Source organism: Caulobacter sp. DWR3-1-2, assembly GCF_049896225.1.
Taxonomy (GTDB): domain Bacteria; phylum Pseudomonadota; class Alphaproteobacteria; order Caulobacterales; family Caulobacteraceae; genus Caulobacter.
This window is the reverse complement of record NZ_JAFCTW010000001.1, coordinates 397,682-415,699: the sequence shown is the minus strand read 5'-3', so window position 1 is coordinate 415,699 and position 18,018 is coordinate 397,682. Positions and strand designations below refer to the sequence as shown.

Here is an 18,018-nt window from a genome sequence, read left to right as displayed (position 1 = left end):
ATGCGACGCAAGTCGTTGATCCGCCGCCACGGAGCTTGGCCCTTCGTGTTGATGGCCGGCCTGGGCGCCGGGGCGGCGCACGCCGCGCCCGCCGAGAGGCCATCCGCTCCCGTGCGCCTGCAGATTCCAGCCAAACCCGTCCGTGCTTCCCTGATCGACTTCGCGCTGCAGGCGGACCTGTCCCTGGGCGGCGACCTGGAAGCCTGCGTCGGCGCCGCGCCGGCCCTCTACGGCCGGATGTCTTCTCAGACGGCGCTAGAACGGATCCTCGAACACAGCGGCTGCAACTATGTCATGCCCGACCCGCGCACGGTGGTGATCCGCAAAACCGCGCCGCCCCGGGCCCGCCCCGCTTCCGTCGTCGCTCCAACCACGAGCCTAGGCTGGGGCGAGGTCGTCGTCATGGCCCAACGCTACCCTAACCTGCCCGGCCGCACGCCGTACGCCATTTCCGTCGTATCGGGATCTACGATCGCTCGCGAGACCCTCACCAGCCTGGCCGATCTCACCGGGCAGGTCGCTGGCATGACCGTGACCAACCTGGGCCCCGGGCGCGACAAGATCCTGCTGCGCGGCCTCTCGGACGGCGCCTTCACAGGCCAGGCCCAGTCGATGGTGGCGCTCTATCTGGATGACGTGCCGATCACCTACAGCGCGCCGGACCCGGACCTGCGCCTGGCCGACATCGAGCGAGTCGAGGTCATGCGCGGCCCCCAGGGCACGCTCTATGGCGGTGGATCGTTGGGCGGGGTCCTGCGCATCGCCACGCGTAAGCCCGACCTCGACCGCTATCAAGCCAACGTCCTGGCGGGCCTGGCCTATATCTGGAACGGCGGGGTGGGCGACGAACTGGAGGCGACGGCTAACATTCCCCTCATCCCCGGTCGGGTTGCCCTGCGCGCGGTCGCTTATCGCGACAGCCAGACCGGTTACATCGCCAACCCGACCCTCGGCCTCAAGCACGTCAATGGCTCCAAGCGCGAGGGCGTGCGGGCTACCCTGCGGGCGGCGCTCTCGCCGCATTGGACGGCCACGCTGGGTCTGACCACCCAGTCGATCAACAACAGCGACACTCAATACGGCCTGCGTCGTCTGGGGCCGCGTCTGCGCGACAACGCCGTGCGCGAGCCGCACGACAACGATTTCGACGACGTCTCCCTGACCCTGGCGGGAAACGGCGGCTGGGGGCGGTTGACCGGATCGGTGTCGCGCCTGTCGCACCATTTCGACAGCCGTTATGACGCCACTTCGGTAGCGACACTATACGGGCTCCGCGGCGGCCCGGCGGCGTTCGACGAGGAAAAAGCCATTGACCTGACGGTTGGGGAGGTCACTTACGCCACGCCGAGCGAGCATCGGATTCATGGCCTGGTCGGCGCTTTCGGCTCGACCGGGGCGATCCACCTGCACAGCCTGCTACACGGGCTCACGGCGTCGGGTCTGACCGGCTACGACGAGCAGCGACGCGACAAGATCAACGAGACAGCGCTCTATGGCGAGGTCACGTTCGACGCCACCAAGCGTCTATCGGCGACCGCCGGCCTTCGCTGGTTCGACTTCCGGTTCGACACCGACTCCCGGATCCTCCAGACGACCGGCCAGCGCGTATTCAGTGGCTCGGACAACGCCACAGGCCTCTCACCCAAGATCCTGCTGAGCTACGCAGCACGGCCTGGTTTGCTGTTCTACGCCCAAACCGCCGAGGGCTACCGACCCGGCGGGTTCAATACCGCTGGCCGGATCAACCAGGCCTTCGACGTCGCCGGAGCGCCAGCGCGTCGATACCAGGCCGACGAGCTTTGGAACTATGAGCTCGGCGTCAAGCTGCGGGGCTGGGACGATCGCCTCCAGGCGCGGGTCGCCTTATTCTACGCGACTTGGGAAGCGGTGCAGAGTGACCAGTACCTGGCCGACGGCACGGCCTTCACGGCCAATATCGGCAACGGAGCCAACCGGGGTGTCGAGGCGGAGGCCGCCCTGCGCCTGAACGACCAGATCGACCTGCGCGCCGCCGCCCTGCTGAACGATCCGCAGATCACCCGCCAGAACCTCGACTTCAGTTCACGCCACGACGCCAGCCTTCCTGGCGTGGCTCGGACCTCGGCCAGCATCGCCGCCGACTATCATCGCCCCCTGCCCCATGAGCTGACCCTGCGCCTGCAAGGCCAAGCGACCTATGTCGGAGCTTCTTATGTGACCTTCGACGCCGACAACATGCATGAGATGGGCGAATATCTGGGCCTTCGCGGCGTCGCCAGCCTGGAGGCCGGGGCCTGGACCCTCGCCGCGACGGTGGACAATCCGTTGGGCGCGCACGCCAACAGCTTCTCGTTCGGCAACCCGTTCCTGATCACCCGCGACCAGATCATCACCCCGCCTCGGCCGAGGACCATCGCCCTGCGAATGTCCGCACACTTCTAGACCAGCCGATAGACCAGCCGAGGCTAGGGCCTGTGTTCAGTTACGGGATTCCCAAATATGAGGCTGAGTGGTTCATAGGAGGTCGGCTTCGAGGAAGGCTGGCTGATACGTCGCTATGGACTGCGGGACGACCAATGGGAGCGGATCAAGGAGAGTCTTCCGGGCCGTGAAGGTCATGTTGGCGGGACGGCGAAGGACAGCCGGCTGACGGTCGTGTGCGCATTATAGATTTGGAGACAGCCGGGTCGTCCGCCCACGACGTTTGCGAGATCGGCTGGCAGGACGTGGCGCTCGGAGGCGACGGGCGGCGGGTCGTCAACGATGAGCGCGGCGCGGTCTTCCTCGATCCTGGCCGCCCCATCTCGTCGGCGACCACGGCGGTTCATCACATCGTCGATGCGGACGTCGCCGGCGCGAAGTCCTGGAAGGACGCCGCACCACCCATCCTGAAGCCGGCGGGCGGCGTTCGAGCAACGGTATTGCACGCCGCGACTGGCGGACGGCGCGCGTTGGATCTGCACCTGGAAATGCGCCTTGCGCCTCTGGCCCGACCTGCCGGAATTTTCGAACCAGATGCTCCGCTACGAGCGGATGCCCGACGGCTTGAACCCCCAACTTAGCCTGCCCGCTCATCGCGCCATGCCCGACGCCTATGTCACCGCCCCTCACCTGCGAGACATGCTGAACATCATCTCGGCCGAGCAATTGCTGGCCTGGAACGACAAGCCGGGCCTGTTGCCGCGCATCCCAGAGGGGGCCAATCGCGGCAATCCCTGGTCGCGCCTGGGCGCCGATGCGCTCATCGGTTTCACAAAGGATCGTGACGTCGACATCCGATTCAGCGCGAAAATCGAGCTACCCCGCAGAGGCGAGCTTTCCGATCTTGCCTCGCCGGTCTCCGTGCAACAGAGCCTGCTCTGAGACGTCATTGGCGCCCTCGGCGGAATGAGCGCGACGCTTCCGAACCTCGATCCGAGACATTCAAGTCTCTGGGCGAGACCAGCCGGCGCCGCCTCCAGCACGGGGATGGCGGCGCCGGGCAGTCGTCGCCAGACCCTAGGTCAGGTCCAGCACGACCACGGCCTTTGCCGGCAGGGTGACGGTCAGCGTGGCGCCCTTGATCTGCGCGTCGTTGAAGGCGGCGGGCTTGACGACGTTTGGCGCGTCGAACGTGTTGTGAGCGCTCATGGTCGAGGCGGTCAGCACCCTGCCCTTCGCGCTCTTGCCGGCCACACCCGCGAGCTTGATCTTCACGGTGGCCGGCGTGTTCGGATTCAGGTTCACCAACGCCACGTGCACCACGCCAGCCGTATCGCGTCCCGCCGAGGCGCTGACGGAAGGCACGCTGTCCTTGCCCATCACATAGGCGGGGCCGTCAACCTCGAGCGGCAGCGACGTCGCGCCCTGGAACGGCTTGTACAGATCGTAGACCCAGTAGGTCGGGGTCAGGACCATCCTGTCCTTGTCGGTCAGGATCATCGCCTGCAGTACATTGACCATCTGGGCGATGGCGGTCAGCCGCACCCGGTCGGCGTGCTTGTGGAAGATGTTCAGGGTCGCGGCGGCCGCCACGGCGTCGCGCATGGTGTTCTGCTGATAGAGGAAACCCGGATTGGTGCCGGGCTCGACATCATGCCAGATCCCCCACTCGTCGACGGCCAGGCCGACGCGCTTCTGCGGGTCGTACTTGTCCATGATCGCGCTGTGTTTGGTGATCATCTCGTCCATGCGCAGCGCCTGCACCATGGTGTCGGCCCAGACCTGCTCGTCGAACTTCGTGGCCGAACCCTTGATCGACCACCGGCCGCTGGGGATGGTGTAATAGTGGACGCTGATCTGGTCCATGTTCTTGGCCGCGCCGGCCATCATGGTCTCGGTCCAGCTATAGTCGTCGCTATTGGCGCCGCCGGCGATCTTCTGGGTCTTGGTTCCCTGAGGCACACGGATGAATTCGGCGAAGTTGCGATAGAGGTCGGTATAGTGGGCCGCAGTCATCTGGCCGCCACAGCCCCAGTTCTCATTGCCAACGCCGAAATAGTCGAGCTTCCACGGCTGCTCGCGGCCGTTGGCGCGGCGCAGGTTGGCGATCGTCGATTTGGTGGGCGAGACCATGTATTCGACCCACTCGGCCATCTCCTGGGGCGAGCCGGTGCCGACGTTGCCGGCGACATAGGTCTTGGCGCCAATGAGTTCGGCGAATTCCATGAATTCGTTCGTGCCGAAGGCGTTGGTCTCTTCGACCCCGCCCCAGCTCACATTGACCTTGGTCGGGCGCTTGTCGCGCGGGCCCACCCCCTCGCGCCAGTGATAGTCGTCGGCGAAGCAACCGCCGGGCCAGCGCACCAGCGGCACCTTGATGGCTTTCAGCGCCGCGACGACGTCGTTGCGGTAGCCCTTGGTGTTGGGGATCTTGCTGTCCTCCCCAACCCAGACACCCTCGTAGATGCCCCGGCCCAGATGCTCGGCGAACTGGCCGTACACCTCGGGCTGGATGACCGCGCCGGGCTGGTCGGCGTGCAAGGTCGCGGTGACGGCGGTCTGGGCGCTCGCGACGCCGGTGGCCAGGATCGCGATGGCGGCGCCCGCGACGAGCGCGTGCTTCAGCGTGGTCAGCTTCACGTAGTTCCCTCCAGGTTTCCCCGCCGGTTGACCGGCTCGTTGGCGTTCGCGACCGGGGCGAGGCCCCCGTCGCCTTAGTGGTTGTCGCGCGGCAGGCCCTTGGTTTGGGCGATGCGCTGGTACTTGACCGCAGGCTCCAGCACCGCACCGGTTTCCATCTGGCCGACGATGGCCCGTTGGATCTCCTGCCAGGGCGTCTGGCTTTCGGGATAGGCGAAGCCCCCTGCCCGATTGAGCGCCGCGCGACGCGCGACGATCTCTTCCGGCGTCACCAGCACATCGACCCTCGACTTGCGCAGGTCGACTCGCACCCGGTCGCCGGACTTCAGCAAGGCCAGGCCTCCGCCAGCGGCGGCTTCGGGTGAGGCGTTGAGGATCGACGGCGAGCCCGAAGTGCCCGACTGACGCCCGTCGCCGATGCAGGGCAACTGATGGATGCCGCGCTTGATCAAGTAATCAGGGGCTCGCATGTTCACGACCTCGGCCGCGCCGGGATAGCCGATCGGTCCGGCGCCGCGCATGAACAGCACACTACGCTCGGTGATGCCCACCGATGGATCGTCGATCCGCCGGTGATAGTCCTCCGGCCCGTCGAACACGATCGCGTCGCCTTCGAAGGCGTCTGGATCGTCGGGGTCGGAAAGGTAGCGATCGCGGAATTCGGCGGTGATGACGCTGGTCTTCATGATCGCCGAATTGAACAGATTGCCGCGCATGACAACGAAGCCGGCCCGCTGGACCAGCGGCTTGTCGAAGGGCCGTATGACCGCCTCGTCTTCGATGATGGCGTCCCGGCAGGCGTCGCCCAGGCTTTGACCCGAGACCGTCAAGGCGTCCTCGCGGATCAGGCCTTGGCTCATCAGCTGATTGACCACGGCCGGCACGCCGCCGGCCCGGTAGTAGTCCTCCCCGAGATATTCGCCAGCCGGCTGCAGATTGACCAGCAGCGGCACCTCTTCACCATAGGTCTGCCAATCGTCGACGCTCAGCTCCACACCGATGTGGCGGGCCAGGGCGTTGAGATGGATCGGGGCGTTGGTCGAGCCGCCGATCGCTGAGTTGACAACCACGGCGTTGAGGAAGGCGTCGCGGGTTAGTATGTCGGACGGCTTGATGTCCTGGCTGACCAGATCGACGATCCGAAGGCCCGTCTCGTAGGCGTTCTGTTGCCTGTCGCGGTAGGGCGCGGGAATGGCCGCCGAACCGGTCAGCGACATGCCCAGCACCTCGGTCAGCGAATTCATGGTCGTGGCCGTGCCCATGGTGTTGCAGTAGCCTGTCGAGGGGGCCGAACTGGCGACCAGCTTGATGAAACCGGCGCGGTCGATCTCGCCGGCCGCCAGCAGCTCGCGGGCCTTCCAGACGATGGTGCCCGAGCCGGTGCGTTCGCCCTTGTACCAACCGTTCAGCATGGGGCCGACCGACAGGGCGATGGCGGGAATATTGACCGTGGCGGCGGCCATCAGACAGGCTGGGGTGGTCTTGTCGCAGCCGATCGTCAGTACGACGCCGTCGATCGGATAGCCGTAGAGCGTCTCGACCAAGCCCAAATAGGCCAGATTGCGGTCCAGGCCGGCGGTCGGTCGCTTGCCGGTTTCCTGGATGGGGTGGACCGGGAATTCCAGGGCGATGCCGCCTGCCGTGCGGATGCCCTCGCGGACACGCTCGGCCAAGACCAGATGGTGACGGTTGCAGGGCGAGAGGTCGCTGCCGGTCTGGGCGATGCCGATGATCGGCTTGCCCGACTGCAGCTCGTCCAGAGACAGGCCGAAATTCAGGTAGCGCTCAAGATAGAGCGCCGTCATGTCCGCGTTGTCCGGGTTGTCGAACCAGGCGCGCGAACGAAGGGCGCGGGGCGGAACAGCGTTAGAGCTCATGACGATCCTTGGCACGGCGACACCGGAAGGGTCCGTCGCGACGTACTGACTATTGATCCGCCACGTCAGCGGGTCAGCGACATCCGACCGTCTCATTCCAATTCATTTGTCTGACTATACCGAGCACTCCCATGCGTCAACGCGGAGCCACGCCGCTGACAACGGTCATGAGCCGCTTTCACAAAGGGAAGGCAGCGCTACCTATTTTCGGACGATGGGCAATCCACGGCAATTTACGCGGAAATCCGCCTGCGTAGCGCAGCTTGCGCGTCTACCTCTTCGGATCGATCGCCGCGCGGGTATCCTGCAGCGCCAGACTGACCAAACGCTCCATGGCTTCACGAGCCTGGTCGGGGCGAGCCGCGGCGATGGCGTCGAACACCATCCAGTGCTCGGGCATCGGATCGCGCGGCAGCTCGCGCTTGCGCTGCTTGAAGATCGTCGTCCAGCGGACGGCCGCTCCGATGCTGCTGCTCAGCGTGAACAGCGGCGCATTGCAGGTCGCTTCCAGCACGGTGTCATGGAAATCGCGGTCGGCGGCCTGGCCAGCCTCGGTGGCCAGGGTCTCGTGCTGCATCTGGATCAGGGCCTGGCGCATCCGCTCCAATTGCCGCGCGTCGCGGCGCTCCGCGGCCAGGGCGGCGGCCGCCGGCTCGACGATCATCCGCAATTCATAGAGGCCCTTGAGGAACTCCTCGCTTGGCTCCGACACGAAGAGCCAGGCCAAGACCTCCGGGTCCAGCAAGCTCCATCGGGCGCGGGGGGTGACCCGGGTGCCAGTCTTCGGCCGGCTCTCGACCAGGCCCTTGGCGGCCAGGATGCGGATAGCCTCACGGTAGGCGCTGCGGGAGACCTGCAGCTGTTCGCTGGAATCGATCTCATTGTTGAGAATGTCGCCCGGCGCATATTGCCCCGAGACGATGGCCACGCCGAGTGTGCGGGCGATCGAGCCGTGGATGCGCCCCCGATGCGGCTCGCGCCCCGGATCGCCGTCGCCCATCGTGTCTTTCGTCTTTCGCACGTGCCCTCTGCTCCGCCTCGGCCCCTCGGGCGGACGGCTATCGTCCATCGCTTCCGGCCATCTCGCGGCGACACTAGGAAGACAATTTGTCTGACGACAAGAAAATTTCAGCGTCGACCACGGCCCGGCCGCGATCCGGCCAGACTCGCGAGTAACACAATGATTACGACAGGCGACAGGTGGTGGTGTTTTACCAGGGTCGAAATTCTAAGCGTTTTTCTTTCCTGTTTTTGCGGCCTCCGCTACGGAAGCTAGTTTGACAGCTCATCTAAATTGCTATTTGTCAGACTTAATGGCGGACGGCGCGTGAGGCGGATAGAGCATGGTGTTTCGGTTCGTGCAGTTGAAGGAACCGGACCGGCGAACCCTCGCCGCGGTCAACGACGCCGGCCTGGCCCGCCGCGTGGAAGTGGCCGATACGCTTTATGATCTGGCTCAGATGGCGCTTGGTGTCGGCGCCACCCTAGTCGAGGCGGCGCAGTCGAGCCCGCTGGGCGAAGAGATCGACATCCCCTCGGCGCTCGCCGATGGCCGGGTCCTGGCTCCCATCGACCATGTTGACCCCGCCCACCTCATCCTGACCGGCACGGGCCTGACCCATCTGGGTTCGGCCGAAGGGCGTGACAAGATGCACAAGGCCGCCCAGGCCGGAGAACAGCTCACCGACTCCATGCGCATGTTCCTGATGGGCGTCGAGGGCGGAAAGCCCGCCCCAGGCGCCGTCGGGGCGCAGCCGGAATGGTTCTACAAGGGCGATGGCTCGCACGTGGTCGGGCCGGGCAGTCCCCTCACCTCGCCCGCCTTCGCCCAGGACGGCGGCGAGGAGCCCGAGATCGCGGGCGTCTATCTGATCGGATCGGACGGTTCGCCCCACCGCCTGGGCTTTTGCCTGGCCAACGAGTTTTCCGACCATATCGTCGAGCGTGGGAACTATCTGTGGCTGGCTCACTCCAAGCTGCGCCAAGCTGCCCTGGGTCCCGAGCTGCTGACCGGCGAACTGCCCGCCGACGTCCGCGGCGCCAGCCGCATCCTGCGCGGCAATGAGATCGTCTGGGAAAAGCCTTTCCTGTCGGGCGAGGTCAACATGTCCCACACCATCGCCAACCTCGAACATCACCATTTCAAGTACGACCTGTTTCGTCGCCCAGGCGATATTCACATCCACTTCTTCGGCGCCGCCACCCTGTCGTTCTCCGAGGGGTTCCAGACCAAGCTGGACGACATTTTCGAGATCAGCGCCGCGCCCTTCCTCTACCCCGCCCGAAACAGCCTGGCCCAGGCGCAGCCACGTCAGGTGACGGTGCGCAGTCTGTGACGGTCTGAAAGCTCGGCATCGCGATTGAAACGTGCAGGGCCAGTTGAAACTGTCACACGGCGCCGCCAAATTGTGGACCGATGTGACCCCGATCCTTGAGGCGCCTGGCGCCGAGCCTCCCGGTCGCTACAACGCCTTCGCCAATCTGATCGCCAACCGTCAAAAGCGACGTGGATATCAGCCCGTTGCGCCACGTCCGCCGCCCCCCTGTTGGGGCGAAGGGCGTTGCGCCAGCCCTTGTGGAACAAGCGAGTATCCAAATGTCAGACGCCGCGCTGCGAGCTCTCAATCCCGCCACCAACGAGGCCTTCGGGCCAAGCTTCGTCGAGCCGGACGCGGCGGCGATCGCCGCAGCCTGCGCCGCCGCAGCGGCCGCCTTTGACGTCTATCGCGAGACCGACCTGGAAACCCGCGCGGCGTTTCTGGAGGCGATCGCCAGCGAGATCGAGGCGATCGGCGACCCACTGATCGAGACCGCCATGGCCGAGACCGGCCTGCCGCAGGCCCGGCTGACTGGAGAGCGCGGTCGCACGACCGGTCAGCTCCGGCTGTTCGCGCAGGTGGTGCGGCGCGGCGACTGGATCGGCGCGCGCATCGACCCGGCCCAGCCCGACCGCCAGCCCATGCCGCGCTCGGACCTGCGCCAGCGTTTCATTCCGCTGGGTCCCGTGGTGGTGTTCGGCGCCAGCAACTTCCCACTGGCCTTCTCGACGGCGGGTGGTGACACCGCCTCGGCCCTGGCTGCGGGCTGCCCGGTGATCGTCAAGGGCCACCCCGCCCACCCCAATACCGGCGCCCTGGTCGGCGGGGCGATCGCGCGCGCTGTTGCGTCGGACGGACTGCCGAGCGGCGTCTTCGCTCTGCTGACGGGGCAGTCGCACGCGCTGGGCGGCGCCCTGGTGCGCGATCCGCGCGTAAAGGCTGTGGGCTTCACCGGCTCAAGGGCTGGCGGCGTGGCCCTGGTCAAGATCGCCGCCGAGCGACCCGAACCCATTCCGGTCTTCGCCGAGATGAGCAGCGTCAATCCCGTGGTCCTGTGTCCGAGCGCCCTGGCGGCGCGAGCCGAGGCCCTGGGGGCGGCGTTCATCGGCTCCCTCACCTTGGGCGCGGGCCAGTTCTGCACCAATCCCGGCCTGATCTTCGCGCTCGCGGGCCCCGACCTGGAGCGCTTCACGGCTTCCGCCAGCGCGGCGCTCAACGCCGCCGCGCCGCATCTCATGCTGACCCCCGGGATTTTCGGCGCCTATGAGCAGGGTGTCGATCGCCTCGCCGGCCGCGACGGCGTCCGCCTACTGGGGCGTGGTTGCGTCGGGGACGGCGTCAACCAGGCGGTCGGCGCGCTGTTCGAGGTCGACGCCAAGACCTTCCTGAGCGACGCGGTGCTAGGCCACGAAGTCTTTGGCTCTTCCTCGCTGATCGTCCGTGTTCGGGACCTTGAGCAGCTTCAGATGCTGCTCGAAAGCCTGGAAGGCCAGTTGACGGCCACTCTGCACATGGACGCCGCCGACTCCGATCTGGTGCGGAGCCTGCTGCCGATCCTGGAGCGCAAGGCCGGGCGAATCCTGGCCAATGGCTGGCCGACCGGCGTGGAGGTGTCGCACGCCATGGTCCATGGCGGCCCCTTCCCGGCCACCTCCGACCCGCGCGGAACGTCGGTCGGCACCCGAGCGCTCGAACGCTTCCTGCGGCCCGTTTGCTATCAGGACATTCCGGGTAATCTGCTGCCGGCCGCTCTGCAGGACGGCAATCCGCTGGGCGTCGCGCGCGCGACCGACGGCGTTTTTTAGAACAGCTCTGAAGATCAGGTCGCCGATGCGCGGCGACCTGGTTGCATCGGTCCATGGTCGACTGCCGACAAGCCGGATTGCGTCTGAATTATTTGTCTGAGTATATGACCTGAAGCGACCGTTCCGTCGGTTAGAGTCGCGCAGTCCGCTCTGGAGAGGAATTCATGAAAGCTCGGCGTCGCGCCTTCTATGGCGCCATCCTGCTGACCGCCGCTGTCTTGCCGACGACCGGTCTGGCGGGGGACTACGCCCGCAGGTCGTTCGGCCAGACACCGTCTGGCGAGGCCGTCGAAGCCATCACCTTGAGCAATGGTCACGGCGTAAGCGCCACGGTGATCACCTATGGCGCGACGCTGCAGGCCTTGATCGCTCCGGACCGGAGCGGAAAGTCCGCCGACATCGCGCTGGGCTTCGCCGACGCCGGCGCCTATGTCCGTAACGCCAGCTATTTTGGCGCCTCGGTCGGGCGCTTCGCCAATCGCCTTGGCAAGGGGCAGTTCAGCCTGGACGGCAAGACCTATCAGTTGGCCCTGAACAACAACGGCGTCGCGGCCCTGCACGGTGGGACCAAGGGGTTCGACAAGGTCGTGTGGAAGGTCCAAGAGGTCAAACGCGGCCCGGTGACCTCCGTGACCTTCAGCCATGTCAGTCCGGACGGCGACGAGGGCTATCCCGGAACCCTGACCGCCACGGCGACCTATGCGCTGAACGAGAACAACGAGCTGACGATCACCTATGCCGCGACGACCGACAAGCCGACCATCGTCAATCTAACCAATCACGCCCTGTTCAACCTCGCCGGTGAGGGCGCGGCCGAGGGGGCGATGGGCAATGTCCTGACCCTGACCGCCGATGCTTATACCCCCGTCGACGCGGAGCTCATTCCGACCGGCGTAATCACCCCCGTGGCGACGACGGCGTTCGACTTTCGCGCTCCAACGGCCGTCGGTGATCGGATCCGCGACGCTGGCGACCCCCAACTGGTCATCGGCCGAGGCTACGACCACAATTACGTCCTGACGGGAACCTCCGGCGCGGCGCCGCGCCTGGCCGCCCGCCTGTCCGATCCCAAGAGCGGCCGGGGGCTGGAAATCCTGACGGATCAGCCCGGCATTCAGTTCTACTCGGGGAACTTCATCGACGGCACGACGGTCGGCAAGAGCAGGCGGATCTATCGTCAAGGCGACGGTATCGCGCTGGAGCCGCAACGCTTTCCAGACGCCCCCAACAAGCCGAGCTTCGCTTCGGCGCGTCTGGATCCGGGCCAGACCTATCGGAACACAATGATTTTCAGGCTGACGATCGACAAATAGGTCCAGCCGCTTCATCCGCATCGACGGCGGCGGGGGCTATTCGACGGAATCCGGGCCGCCGCGGCATTTCCTTGGAATCGCCGGGAAAAGACATTTCGTCTGTCGGGGTTCTGGCGAGACCCGCCCAGGGAAATCCCCCGATATACCGCCGTGAGCGGCGGGGTCATTCTGCCAGCTCTTCAAACCATATTGGCTGGGAGGCAAGACGCCGTGAGCATTCTTCGAGGTTGCTCAACGGTGATCGTCAACGGCTTGAGCTACTCGCAGGTGCGGTAGCACCTGGTACGCGCCCTAATATTCGCGGACGACGGTCCAATATATCGTGGTCAATCCATCACGGTGACGCGGAGGCCTAGCCGACTTTCAGCGACGGCGTTGTCGCGGAGGCGAGCGCGCCCATGCCGACGGGGCCGCCGGCCAATGAACGGCGGCTGACCGGCTTGACCACGGGCAGCAGGGCCTCAAGGAAGTGCCATGCCGCTTCGTCATGGTCGAGATGATGGGTCAACAGGCCCACGGGCTCGTCCCATAGCGTCTTGAGGCGGCGTTCGGCGAGATGACGACGGGTTCTCAGAAGAAAGCGAACCGCGCCCCGAAAGCGGGCGCGAGGTTTCCAGCGCATGATATCCAAATGGGTGTCCAGGCGCGCCGTCGGTTCGTGCTCGTCGCGCATCTCGCCGTAGCAGGACAGCGTCAACCCCCGCAAGCGGAGCGCGGTCTTCAGGGTCGGATGGGCGTTGTTCCATGGCGGCACGAACAGGCTGGCCCTGACACCCGCGCGACGGAACACCTCGATCGCTTCGCCGAGCTCCTGGATGACGTCGGTCAGCAGGTCGAGTTCGTTGACCTCGCCCGAAGGCTGGCCAGGCGGAGCCCTGTTCTCGTGGCGGAACCCGTGGATGGCGAGTTCGACGCACGGCGTCTCGCGACAGGTCTTCGACAGGGCCGGTATGTCGCCGTCCGGCACTGCGGCCAAGGTGATGGGTGCATCGAAGCGGCGCGACAGGGCGAGTAGCCGGTCAAGGGCCGGGCCTGGCTGGCGGGCATCGTCATCCCGCCACCAGACCAACGGTCCATGGCCGCCAGCTTTCCAGCGGGCGAGCTCGGGACCGAGGATGACCGCGATCAGAAGACGATTTGGCAACATGGCGAAAGCCTAGGCCGAATGACCCAGTCTGGCGTCCTCGCTAGCGAGGCTTACCAGGGTTGAATGGCCCAATCGCACCGTGGTGAGGTCCCGGGCGTTCAAGAAGCGGATTTCGCGGGCCTTCAGGTTGGACAATAAGGGGTAGAGCGCCGCCATGACGGCGATCAGGAAGCCCAGATCGCCCTCCTTGTAACCCTTGCGCGAAACGTAGCATTTGTAGAAGCGGCGCACGCCACGGAACAGGTCGTCCCACAGGCTCTTGATCTTGCCGCTTTCCGCCAGATCCTGGCCGCGCAGCGCCGTGTAGCGATTGAGACGCTGGATCATGTCGGCGATATCATCATCGACCTTGTGCAGGATGGCGTTGCTCAAGCGCCCGCCGTAGACGCCCGTAAAAATGGTGCCGGGATGGACCCGCTCGCTCTTCCAGCTCTTCACGCCCTTGCGGAACAGTCGCGCTACCGACGAGGCGCCGAACGAGCCGCCCCAACCGTGCCGCACCAGTTGCTCGCCGACGAAATTGTCGACCGGGACTTGGTACCAATCGCCGGCGTCCGGACGGGCGACGGTCTCGCGGATCTCCTGGGCCAGCGCCGGCGGCACGGCCTCGTCGGCGTCCAACTCAACGATCCAGTCTCCTCGGCAAGCGGCTACGCCGGCTTCCTTGCGAAGGCCCTCGACGGGGAAGATGCCGGAGACGACCCGCGCGCCCATGCGGCGCGCGATGGCCTCAGTGCGGTCGGTGCAGCGATCGGCCACCACGACAATTTCATCGCAGAACGCCAGACGCGCCAGGCATTGCGCGATACGCGCTTCTTCATTGTGGGCGCAAACGAGCCCCGACAGCACAGGCATTGATCTTCCCCGACCTTGGGGATCGCGGTTCCTGTCGCAATCCCGTCATGGGGTAGACGCCGCCACGGCGGGGGAACCTCATAAGAACCATCGCGTTTGCGCGCGAGGAGCTGTCGAGATATGCCCAGGTCGAAGCCTCGCCTCTAAAACGCGCGTGAAATATCCAGGCTCCACGTGCGGGGCCGCAGTGGGGTGACCTGTCGGACCTGCCCAAAGCTGAACGGATTGCCATAGGCGAAGGTGTCGCTCGAGGCGTTGGCCGGATTGGTGACCGCCAGGGTCACACCCCAATCGGCCATCGCCATTTCCGCCGACAGTCGGCCCGTCATGTAGCCCCCCATCGACGGGGAAAGTCGGCGATCGAAGGTCAATCGCGATTGGCCGACGTACTCCATCTCGGCGGTCATGATGAGCCGTCGATCGGCGGACAGACTCTTCTCGTAGCGCGCCAGTCCGCCCGCCGAGACGTCGGGGACGCCGGGCAATTCGCTCTGCGCGGCCGAAGCGAAATTGCGGTCCACCTTGCTCAGGCGTGGCCGGTTGAACAAGGCGTTCACCTCGATGGTCAGGCCTGGTCGCGGGCGGACCGTACCCTCGATCTCCAGGCCGGTGTTGCGACCGTCACCGACATTGGCGGTGTAGGAGAGTCCGGAGGGGCTTAGGTACTGGTCGGTCTGGATGTCGGTCCAGACATCATGGAACAATGCCGCGCGCAGGACCACGCGGCCTGCCAACGGGCTGACGCTGGCGCCGACTTCATAGTTGCGCAGGTGGTCCGGCTTGAACGAGCCTCGGAGCGCCGAGGGCGCGGCAAGGCCGCCAGAGTTGAAACCGCCTGACCTGTATCCCTCCGAGGTCAGCACATAGACCATTGCCTGCTTTCCAAGGGTCCTTTGCAGGGAGAACTTGGGTGAAATGCCGCTGAAGCGAGCCTTGCGATCGAGCTTGCGTGTGAGGGCGGGGGGAGCCTTGACCGCCGAAGTGGTGTGAACTTCCGTCTGAAAGGCGCGACCGCCCAGGCTGACGGTCCAACCGCCGCCCAACAGGTAGAACGCTTCCCCGTAAGCCGCCAACTCGCGGCGCCGGTCGCGGCGGGCCTCCAGATAGATCAGCCGCGACGGGTTGAACGTGGTGCGCGCCCGGAGTTCGCCGTCGCTATCTTCCAAGCTTGCTAGCCCATAGAGGCCTATCAACCAGCGGAACCGATCATTGTCGGGCGATGACAGGACAGCGTCCTCGACCAGCAGCCGGACTTTGCTTGCCTCGTCGAACAGGCCGATGTCCACGCCCCCCGCGCCGGCTCCGTTCAGCGCCGCCGTGGCGTCGAACCGGCTAGCGAACCGGTGGCGGACATAGCCTGTCGAGGACTCGAACCGTCCCCAGTCGCCGGAACCGGCGACCGTCACCGCGCCTTGCAGAAGAACGTTGTCGTGGGTTTCACGCACCTGATTGGCGCGCTTTTGTCCGCCGAGGCTGGGCGTCGTATACTGGCTATCGGTGGCGTGCAGATCCTGGTGCGCGCCGGACACCATTGCGGTCCAGTTGTCGTCGAGCCGAACCGATAGCGCCGCACGCCCCCCGCTTCGGGTCGTCCGATCGACGTTGGATAGGCGCAGATTGACGTCATCGACATAACCGCCTTCCGCATCGCTATAGAGCGCCAGTCGCAGCGCCGCTCGATCGTTGACGACCGGCAGGTTGACCACCCCCTCCAGGCGGCTGCTGGGCGAGCCCGACTCGGTGAGCGCTCCGCCCACGAGCACCGAGCCGGACCATTCGTCCAGCACGGGCTTGCGTGACACGATCCGATAGACGCCGCTGAGCGATCCACCGCCGTACAACGCGCCCTGCGGCCCGCGCAGGATTTCCACCCGTTCGATGTCGATCAGACGCAGGTCGGGGTCCGGCGCGTTGTAGGTCAGAGGAATGTTGTCGAGATAGGTGCCGACCGTCTGCTGTGTGCGCCCGGTGAAGGCGCCGTCCGACAGTCCGCGTAGCATGATCTTGTTGCGGGCCGCGCCGAGGTTGGTGGTGATGAAGCCGGCCGTCTGCTGCGAGATGCCGCGGGTGTCGACCGCGCCCGTGTCGTTGAGCTGGCCCGCGCCAATCACGCTGACGCCCCCCGCCGCCGATCCCAGGCGGGTCGGCCGTTTGGTGGCGGTGACGATCACGCTTTCAAGCAGGGAAACCGGCTCCACCACGGTGGTGACCGACGACGCTCGCGCCGTCGGTCCGCCGCGCAGGATGCTGACCGTGGCGTCGTCGAGGATCTCAAACCGGCATGGCGCGCCTGCGGTGATCGCATCCAGGGCTTGCCGCAGGCTCATGGCGCCGACGACGGCAGGACTGCGTCCAGGACAGGACGACGCCCCGCCCAAGGTCACCCGGGCCTGGACGCCCAGGTCGATCAGCGCTTCCGAACGCGCCTTGGCGGGGATCGCGATGGCGTATCGCGCCTGCGCCGCACGGGCCGCATCGGCCGAGGCCCACGTCAAGGCCAATGCGAGGGGGAAAATTAAGCTGGAGGCCAGCGCGCGCGCGGCGACGCTCGCCCTCGGAGGACCGAGGTCGCTAAATCGGCGTCGAAACGGAATATCCGCTTTCGAGGTCATCGCGCTCCAGCTCTAGACCCCTAGAGCCCAAGCTTCGCGCTTCGAACGATTCCGTTCCCGTCAGCAAGGCCTAGCGCGCCCGGATCACGATAGCGTCTTTGGTCGTCGTCGTTCGGACGGGAAGCAGATGTGACAGTCGGCCGACCATCGCATCCTGCTCATCGACGATCAACACACCGGAAAGTCGCATATCCGCCGCCTTCGCGTCAGCCAGCTTCACCGGACGAGGGAAAAGACGGTTCAGATCGCCGACAACCTGCGACAAGGGCTGGTCCCGATAGATCAGTCGGCCCTGGCGCCACCCGGAGACCTCTTCGATCGCCACGGTCGCGAGGCGGGCGTCCGCCTGGCCCTCGGCGTGCGAAAGCCCCTGCCCCGGACGCAGCCGGAAGGGGTTCGCGTCGGCGGGACGCACCTCGACCTCGCCGCGCTGGACGGCCACGGCGACCTGGCCGTCGCGATGACGGACGTCGAACGCCGTGCCCACCACACGCACCTGGGTGTCGCCCGCTTCGATCAGGAACGGACGCTTGGGGTCCTTTGCGACGTCGAAGAACGCCTGGGCGTCACCCAGGGCGACGTGGCGGGTCTTGCGTTCGAACCGCACGGTCAGGCTTGAGGCGGCGTTCAGCTCGATCCGGGTGCCGTCGTCCAGCGCAATGGTCTTCCGCTCGCCAACGCCCGTGGAATAGGTGGTTTCTTGGCCGCTCATCACACCGCTGGCTGGAACCAGCACGGCGCCGGCGACCAAGGCCGCCGCGATCGCGGCGCCGGCCGACCAAGCCCAGGCGCGATGGCTTTGGCGCAGCGGCACAACATTGTCTGTCGCAGGGTCGTCGGCCGGCGCGTGCTCGGCCAGGCGAGCGTCGAGGTCCAGGCGCTGATCGAAGGCCTGGGCGGCGTCATAGGCTTCGGCATGGACCAGCGACGCCGTCAGCCAGGCGTCGAACGCATGCCAATCGCTTTCTGTGGCGGCTTCCCCCTGTAGGCGGACAAGCCAACCGATCGCGGTTTCGATATCTGCCTGAGACCGCGTCATCGTGCTCCGCCC

At 66.0% G+C, this 18,018-nt stretch carries 12 protein-coding genes and 1 pseudogene; 6 read left to right on the top strand and 7 right to left on the bottom strand.

Annotation, left to right across the window (positions count from 1 at the left end):
* The 3 genes and pseudogenes from ACP696_RS01910 to ACP696_RS01900 all read left to right on the top strand — a co-directional run bounded on the left by ACP696_RS01910 (window position 1) and on the right by ACP696_RS01900 (window position 3,342).
* The gene (locus ACP696_RS01910) at window positions 1–2,421 is read left to right on the top strand and encodes a TonB-dependent receptor (RefSeq protein ID WP_426043418.1); all 2,421 of its coding nucleotides are present in this window, start codon (window positions 1–3) and stop codon (window positions 2,419–2,421) included.
* A gap of 105 nt (window positions 2,422–2,526) precedes the next feature.
* A pseudogene (locus tag ACP696_RS01905) lies at window positions 2,527–2,646 on the top strand (IS5/IS1182 family transposase); the annotation flags it as partial.
* 309 nt (window positions 2,647–2,955) lie between these two features.
* Window positions 2,956–3,342 (top strand): hypothetical protein, encoded by a 387-nt coding sequence (locus ACP696_RS01900; protein WP_426043417.1) that lies wholly within the window; start codon window positions 2,956–2,958, stop codon window positions 3,340–3,342.
* 135 nt (window positions 3,343–3,477) lie between these two features.
* Here the strand turns inward: ACP696_RS01900 and ACP696_RS01895 are convergent, their stop codons facing one another.
* The 3 genes from ACP696_RS01895 to ACP696_RS01885 all read right to left on the bottom strand — a co-directional run bounded on the left by ACP696_RS01895 (window position 3,478) and on the right by ACP696_RS01885 (window position 7,917).
* Window positions 3,478–5,040, bottom strand: a complete 1,563-nt coding sequence (locus ACP696_RS01895; RefSeq protein WP_426043416.1) for an alpha-N-arabinofuranosidase — start codon at window positions 5,038–5,040, stop codon at window positions 3,478–3,480.
* A 74-nt stretch (window positions 5,041–5,114) separates the two neighbouring features.
* The gene (locus ACP696_RS01890) at window positions 5,115–6,917 is read right to left on the bottom strand and encodes an IlvD/Edd family dehydratase (protein ID WP_426043415.1); all 1,803 of its coding nucleotides are present in this window, start codon (window positions 6,915–6,917) and stop codon (window positions 5,115–5,117) included.
* 271 nt (window positions 6,918–7,188) lie between these two features.
* Window positions 7,189–7,917: a FadR/GntR family transcriptional regulator gene (locus ACP696_RS01885; RefSeq protein WP_426029685.1), complete on the bottom strand. Its 729-nt coding sequence runs from the start codon at window positions 7,915–7,917 to the stop codon at window positions 7,189–7,191.
* Between the two features lie 343 nt (window positions 7,918–8,260).
* On the opposite strand from ACP696_RS01885, the gene araD1 reads away from it, so the two are divergent.
* The 3 genes from araD1 to ACP696_RS01870 all read left to right on the top strand — a co-directional run bounded on the left by araD1 (window position 8,261) and on the right by ACP696_RS01870 (window position 12,353).
* Window positions 8,261–9,253: an AraD1 family protein gene (gene araD1 / locus ACP696_RS01880; RefSeq protein ID WP_426011491.1), complete on the top strand. Its 993-nt coding sequence runs from the start codon at window positions 8,261–8,263 to the stop codon at window positions 9,251–9,253.
* A gap of 260 nt (window positions 9,254–9,513) precedes the next feature.
* Window positions 9,514–11,040, top strand: a complete 1,527-nt coding sequence (locus ACP696_RS01875) for an aldehyde dehydrogenase (NADP(+)) (protein ID WP_426011492.1) — start codon at window positions 9,514–9,516, stop codon at window positions 11,038–11,040.
* A gap of 164 nt (window positions 11,041–11,204) precedes the next feature.
* Window positions 11,205–12,353 carry an aldose epimerase family protein gene (locus ACP696_RS01870; RefSeq protein ID WP_426011493.1) on the top strand — a complete coding sequence of 383 codons (1,149 nt, stop codon included), beginning with the start codon at window positions 11,205–11,207 and terminating at the stop codon, window positions 12,351–12,353.
* 352 nt (window positions 12,354–12,705) lie between these two features.
* On the opposite strand, the gene ACP696_RS01865 is transcribed toward ACP696_RS01870, so the two are convergent.
* From ACP696_RS01865 to ACP696_RS01850, 4 genes are all read right to left on the bottom strand, one after another.
* Entirely contained in the window at window positions 12,706–13,500 is a 795-nt protein-coding gene (locus tag ACP696_RS01865; protein WP_426011494.1) for a polysaccharide deacetylase family protein, read from the bottom strand.
* A gap of 9 nt (window positions 13,501–13,509) precedes the next feature.
* Window positions 13,510–14,355 (bottom strand): glycosyltransferase family 2 protein, encoded by an 846-nt coding sequence (locus tag ACP696_RS01860; RefSeq protein ID WP_426011495.1) that lies wholly within the window; start codon window positions 14,353–14,355, stop codon window positions 13,510–13,512.
* A 143-nt stretch (window positions 14,356–14,498) separates the two neighbouring features.
* Window positions 14,499–16,850 (bottom strand): TonB-dependent receptor, encoded by a 2,352-nt coding sequence (locus tag ACP696_RS01855; protein WP_426011496.1) that lies wholly within the window; start codon window positions 16,848–16,850, stop codon window positions 14,499–14,501.
* A 187-nt stretch (window positions 16,851–17,037) separates the two neighbouring features.
* A complete protein-coding gene (locus ACP696_RS01850; RefSeq protein WP_426011497.1) occupies window positions 17,038–18,006 on the bottom strand; it encodes a FecR family protein in 969 nt (322 codons plus the stop codon).
* Between the last annotated feature and the right edge of the window lie 12 nt (window positions 18,007–18,018).

What these genes read in the sequence shown, in the direction of transcription:
- ACP696_RS01875 (WP_426011492.1), top strand. Translation starts at nt 9,514, where the DNA reads ATGTCAGACGCCGCGCTGCGAGCTCTCAATCCCGCCACCAACGAGGCC.
- ACP696_RS01870 (WP_426011493.1), top strand. Translation starts at nt 11,205, where the DNA reads ATGAAAGCTCGGCGTCGCGCCTTCTATGGCGCCATCCTGCTGACCGCC.
- ACP696_RS01860 (WP_426011495.1), bottom strand. Translation starts at nt 14,355, where the DNA reads ATGCCTGTGCTGTCGGGGCTCGTTTGCGCCCACAATGAAGAAGCGCGT.
- ACP696_RS01910 (WP_426043418.1), top strand. Translation starts at nt 1, where the DNA reads ATGCGACGCAAGTCGTTGATCCGCCGCCACGGAGCTTGGCCCTTCGTG.
- ACP696_RS01890 (WP_426043415.1), bottom strand. Translation starts at nt 6,917, where the DNA reads ATGAGCTCTAACGCTGTTCCGCCCCGCGCCCTTCGTTCGCGCGCCTGG.
- araD1 (WP_426011491.1), top strand. Translation starts at nt 8,261, where the DNA reads ATGGTGTTTCGGTTCGTGCAGTTGAAGGAACCGGACCGGCGAACCCTC.
- ACP696_RS01850 (WP_426011497.1), bottom strand. Translation starts at nt 18,006, where the DNA reads ATGACGCGGTCTCAGGCAGATATCGAAACCGCGATCGGTTGGCTTGTC.
- ACP696_RS01865 (WP_426011494.1), bottom strand. Translation starts at nt 13,500, where the DNA reads ATGTTGCCAAATCGTCTTCTGATCGCGGTCATCCTCGGTCCCGAGCTC.
- ACP696_RS01885 (WP_426029685.1), bottom strand. Translation starts at nt 7,917, where the DNA reads ATGGGCGACGGCGATCCGGGGCGCGAGCCGCATCGGGGGCGCATCCAC.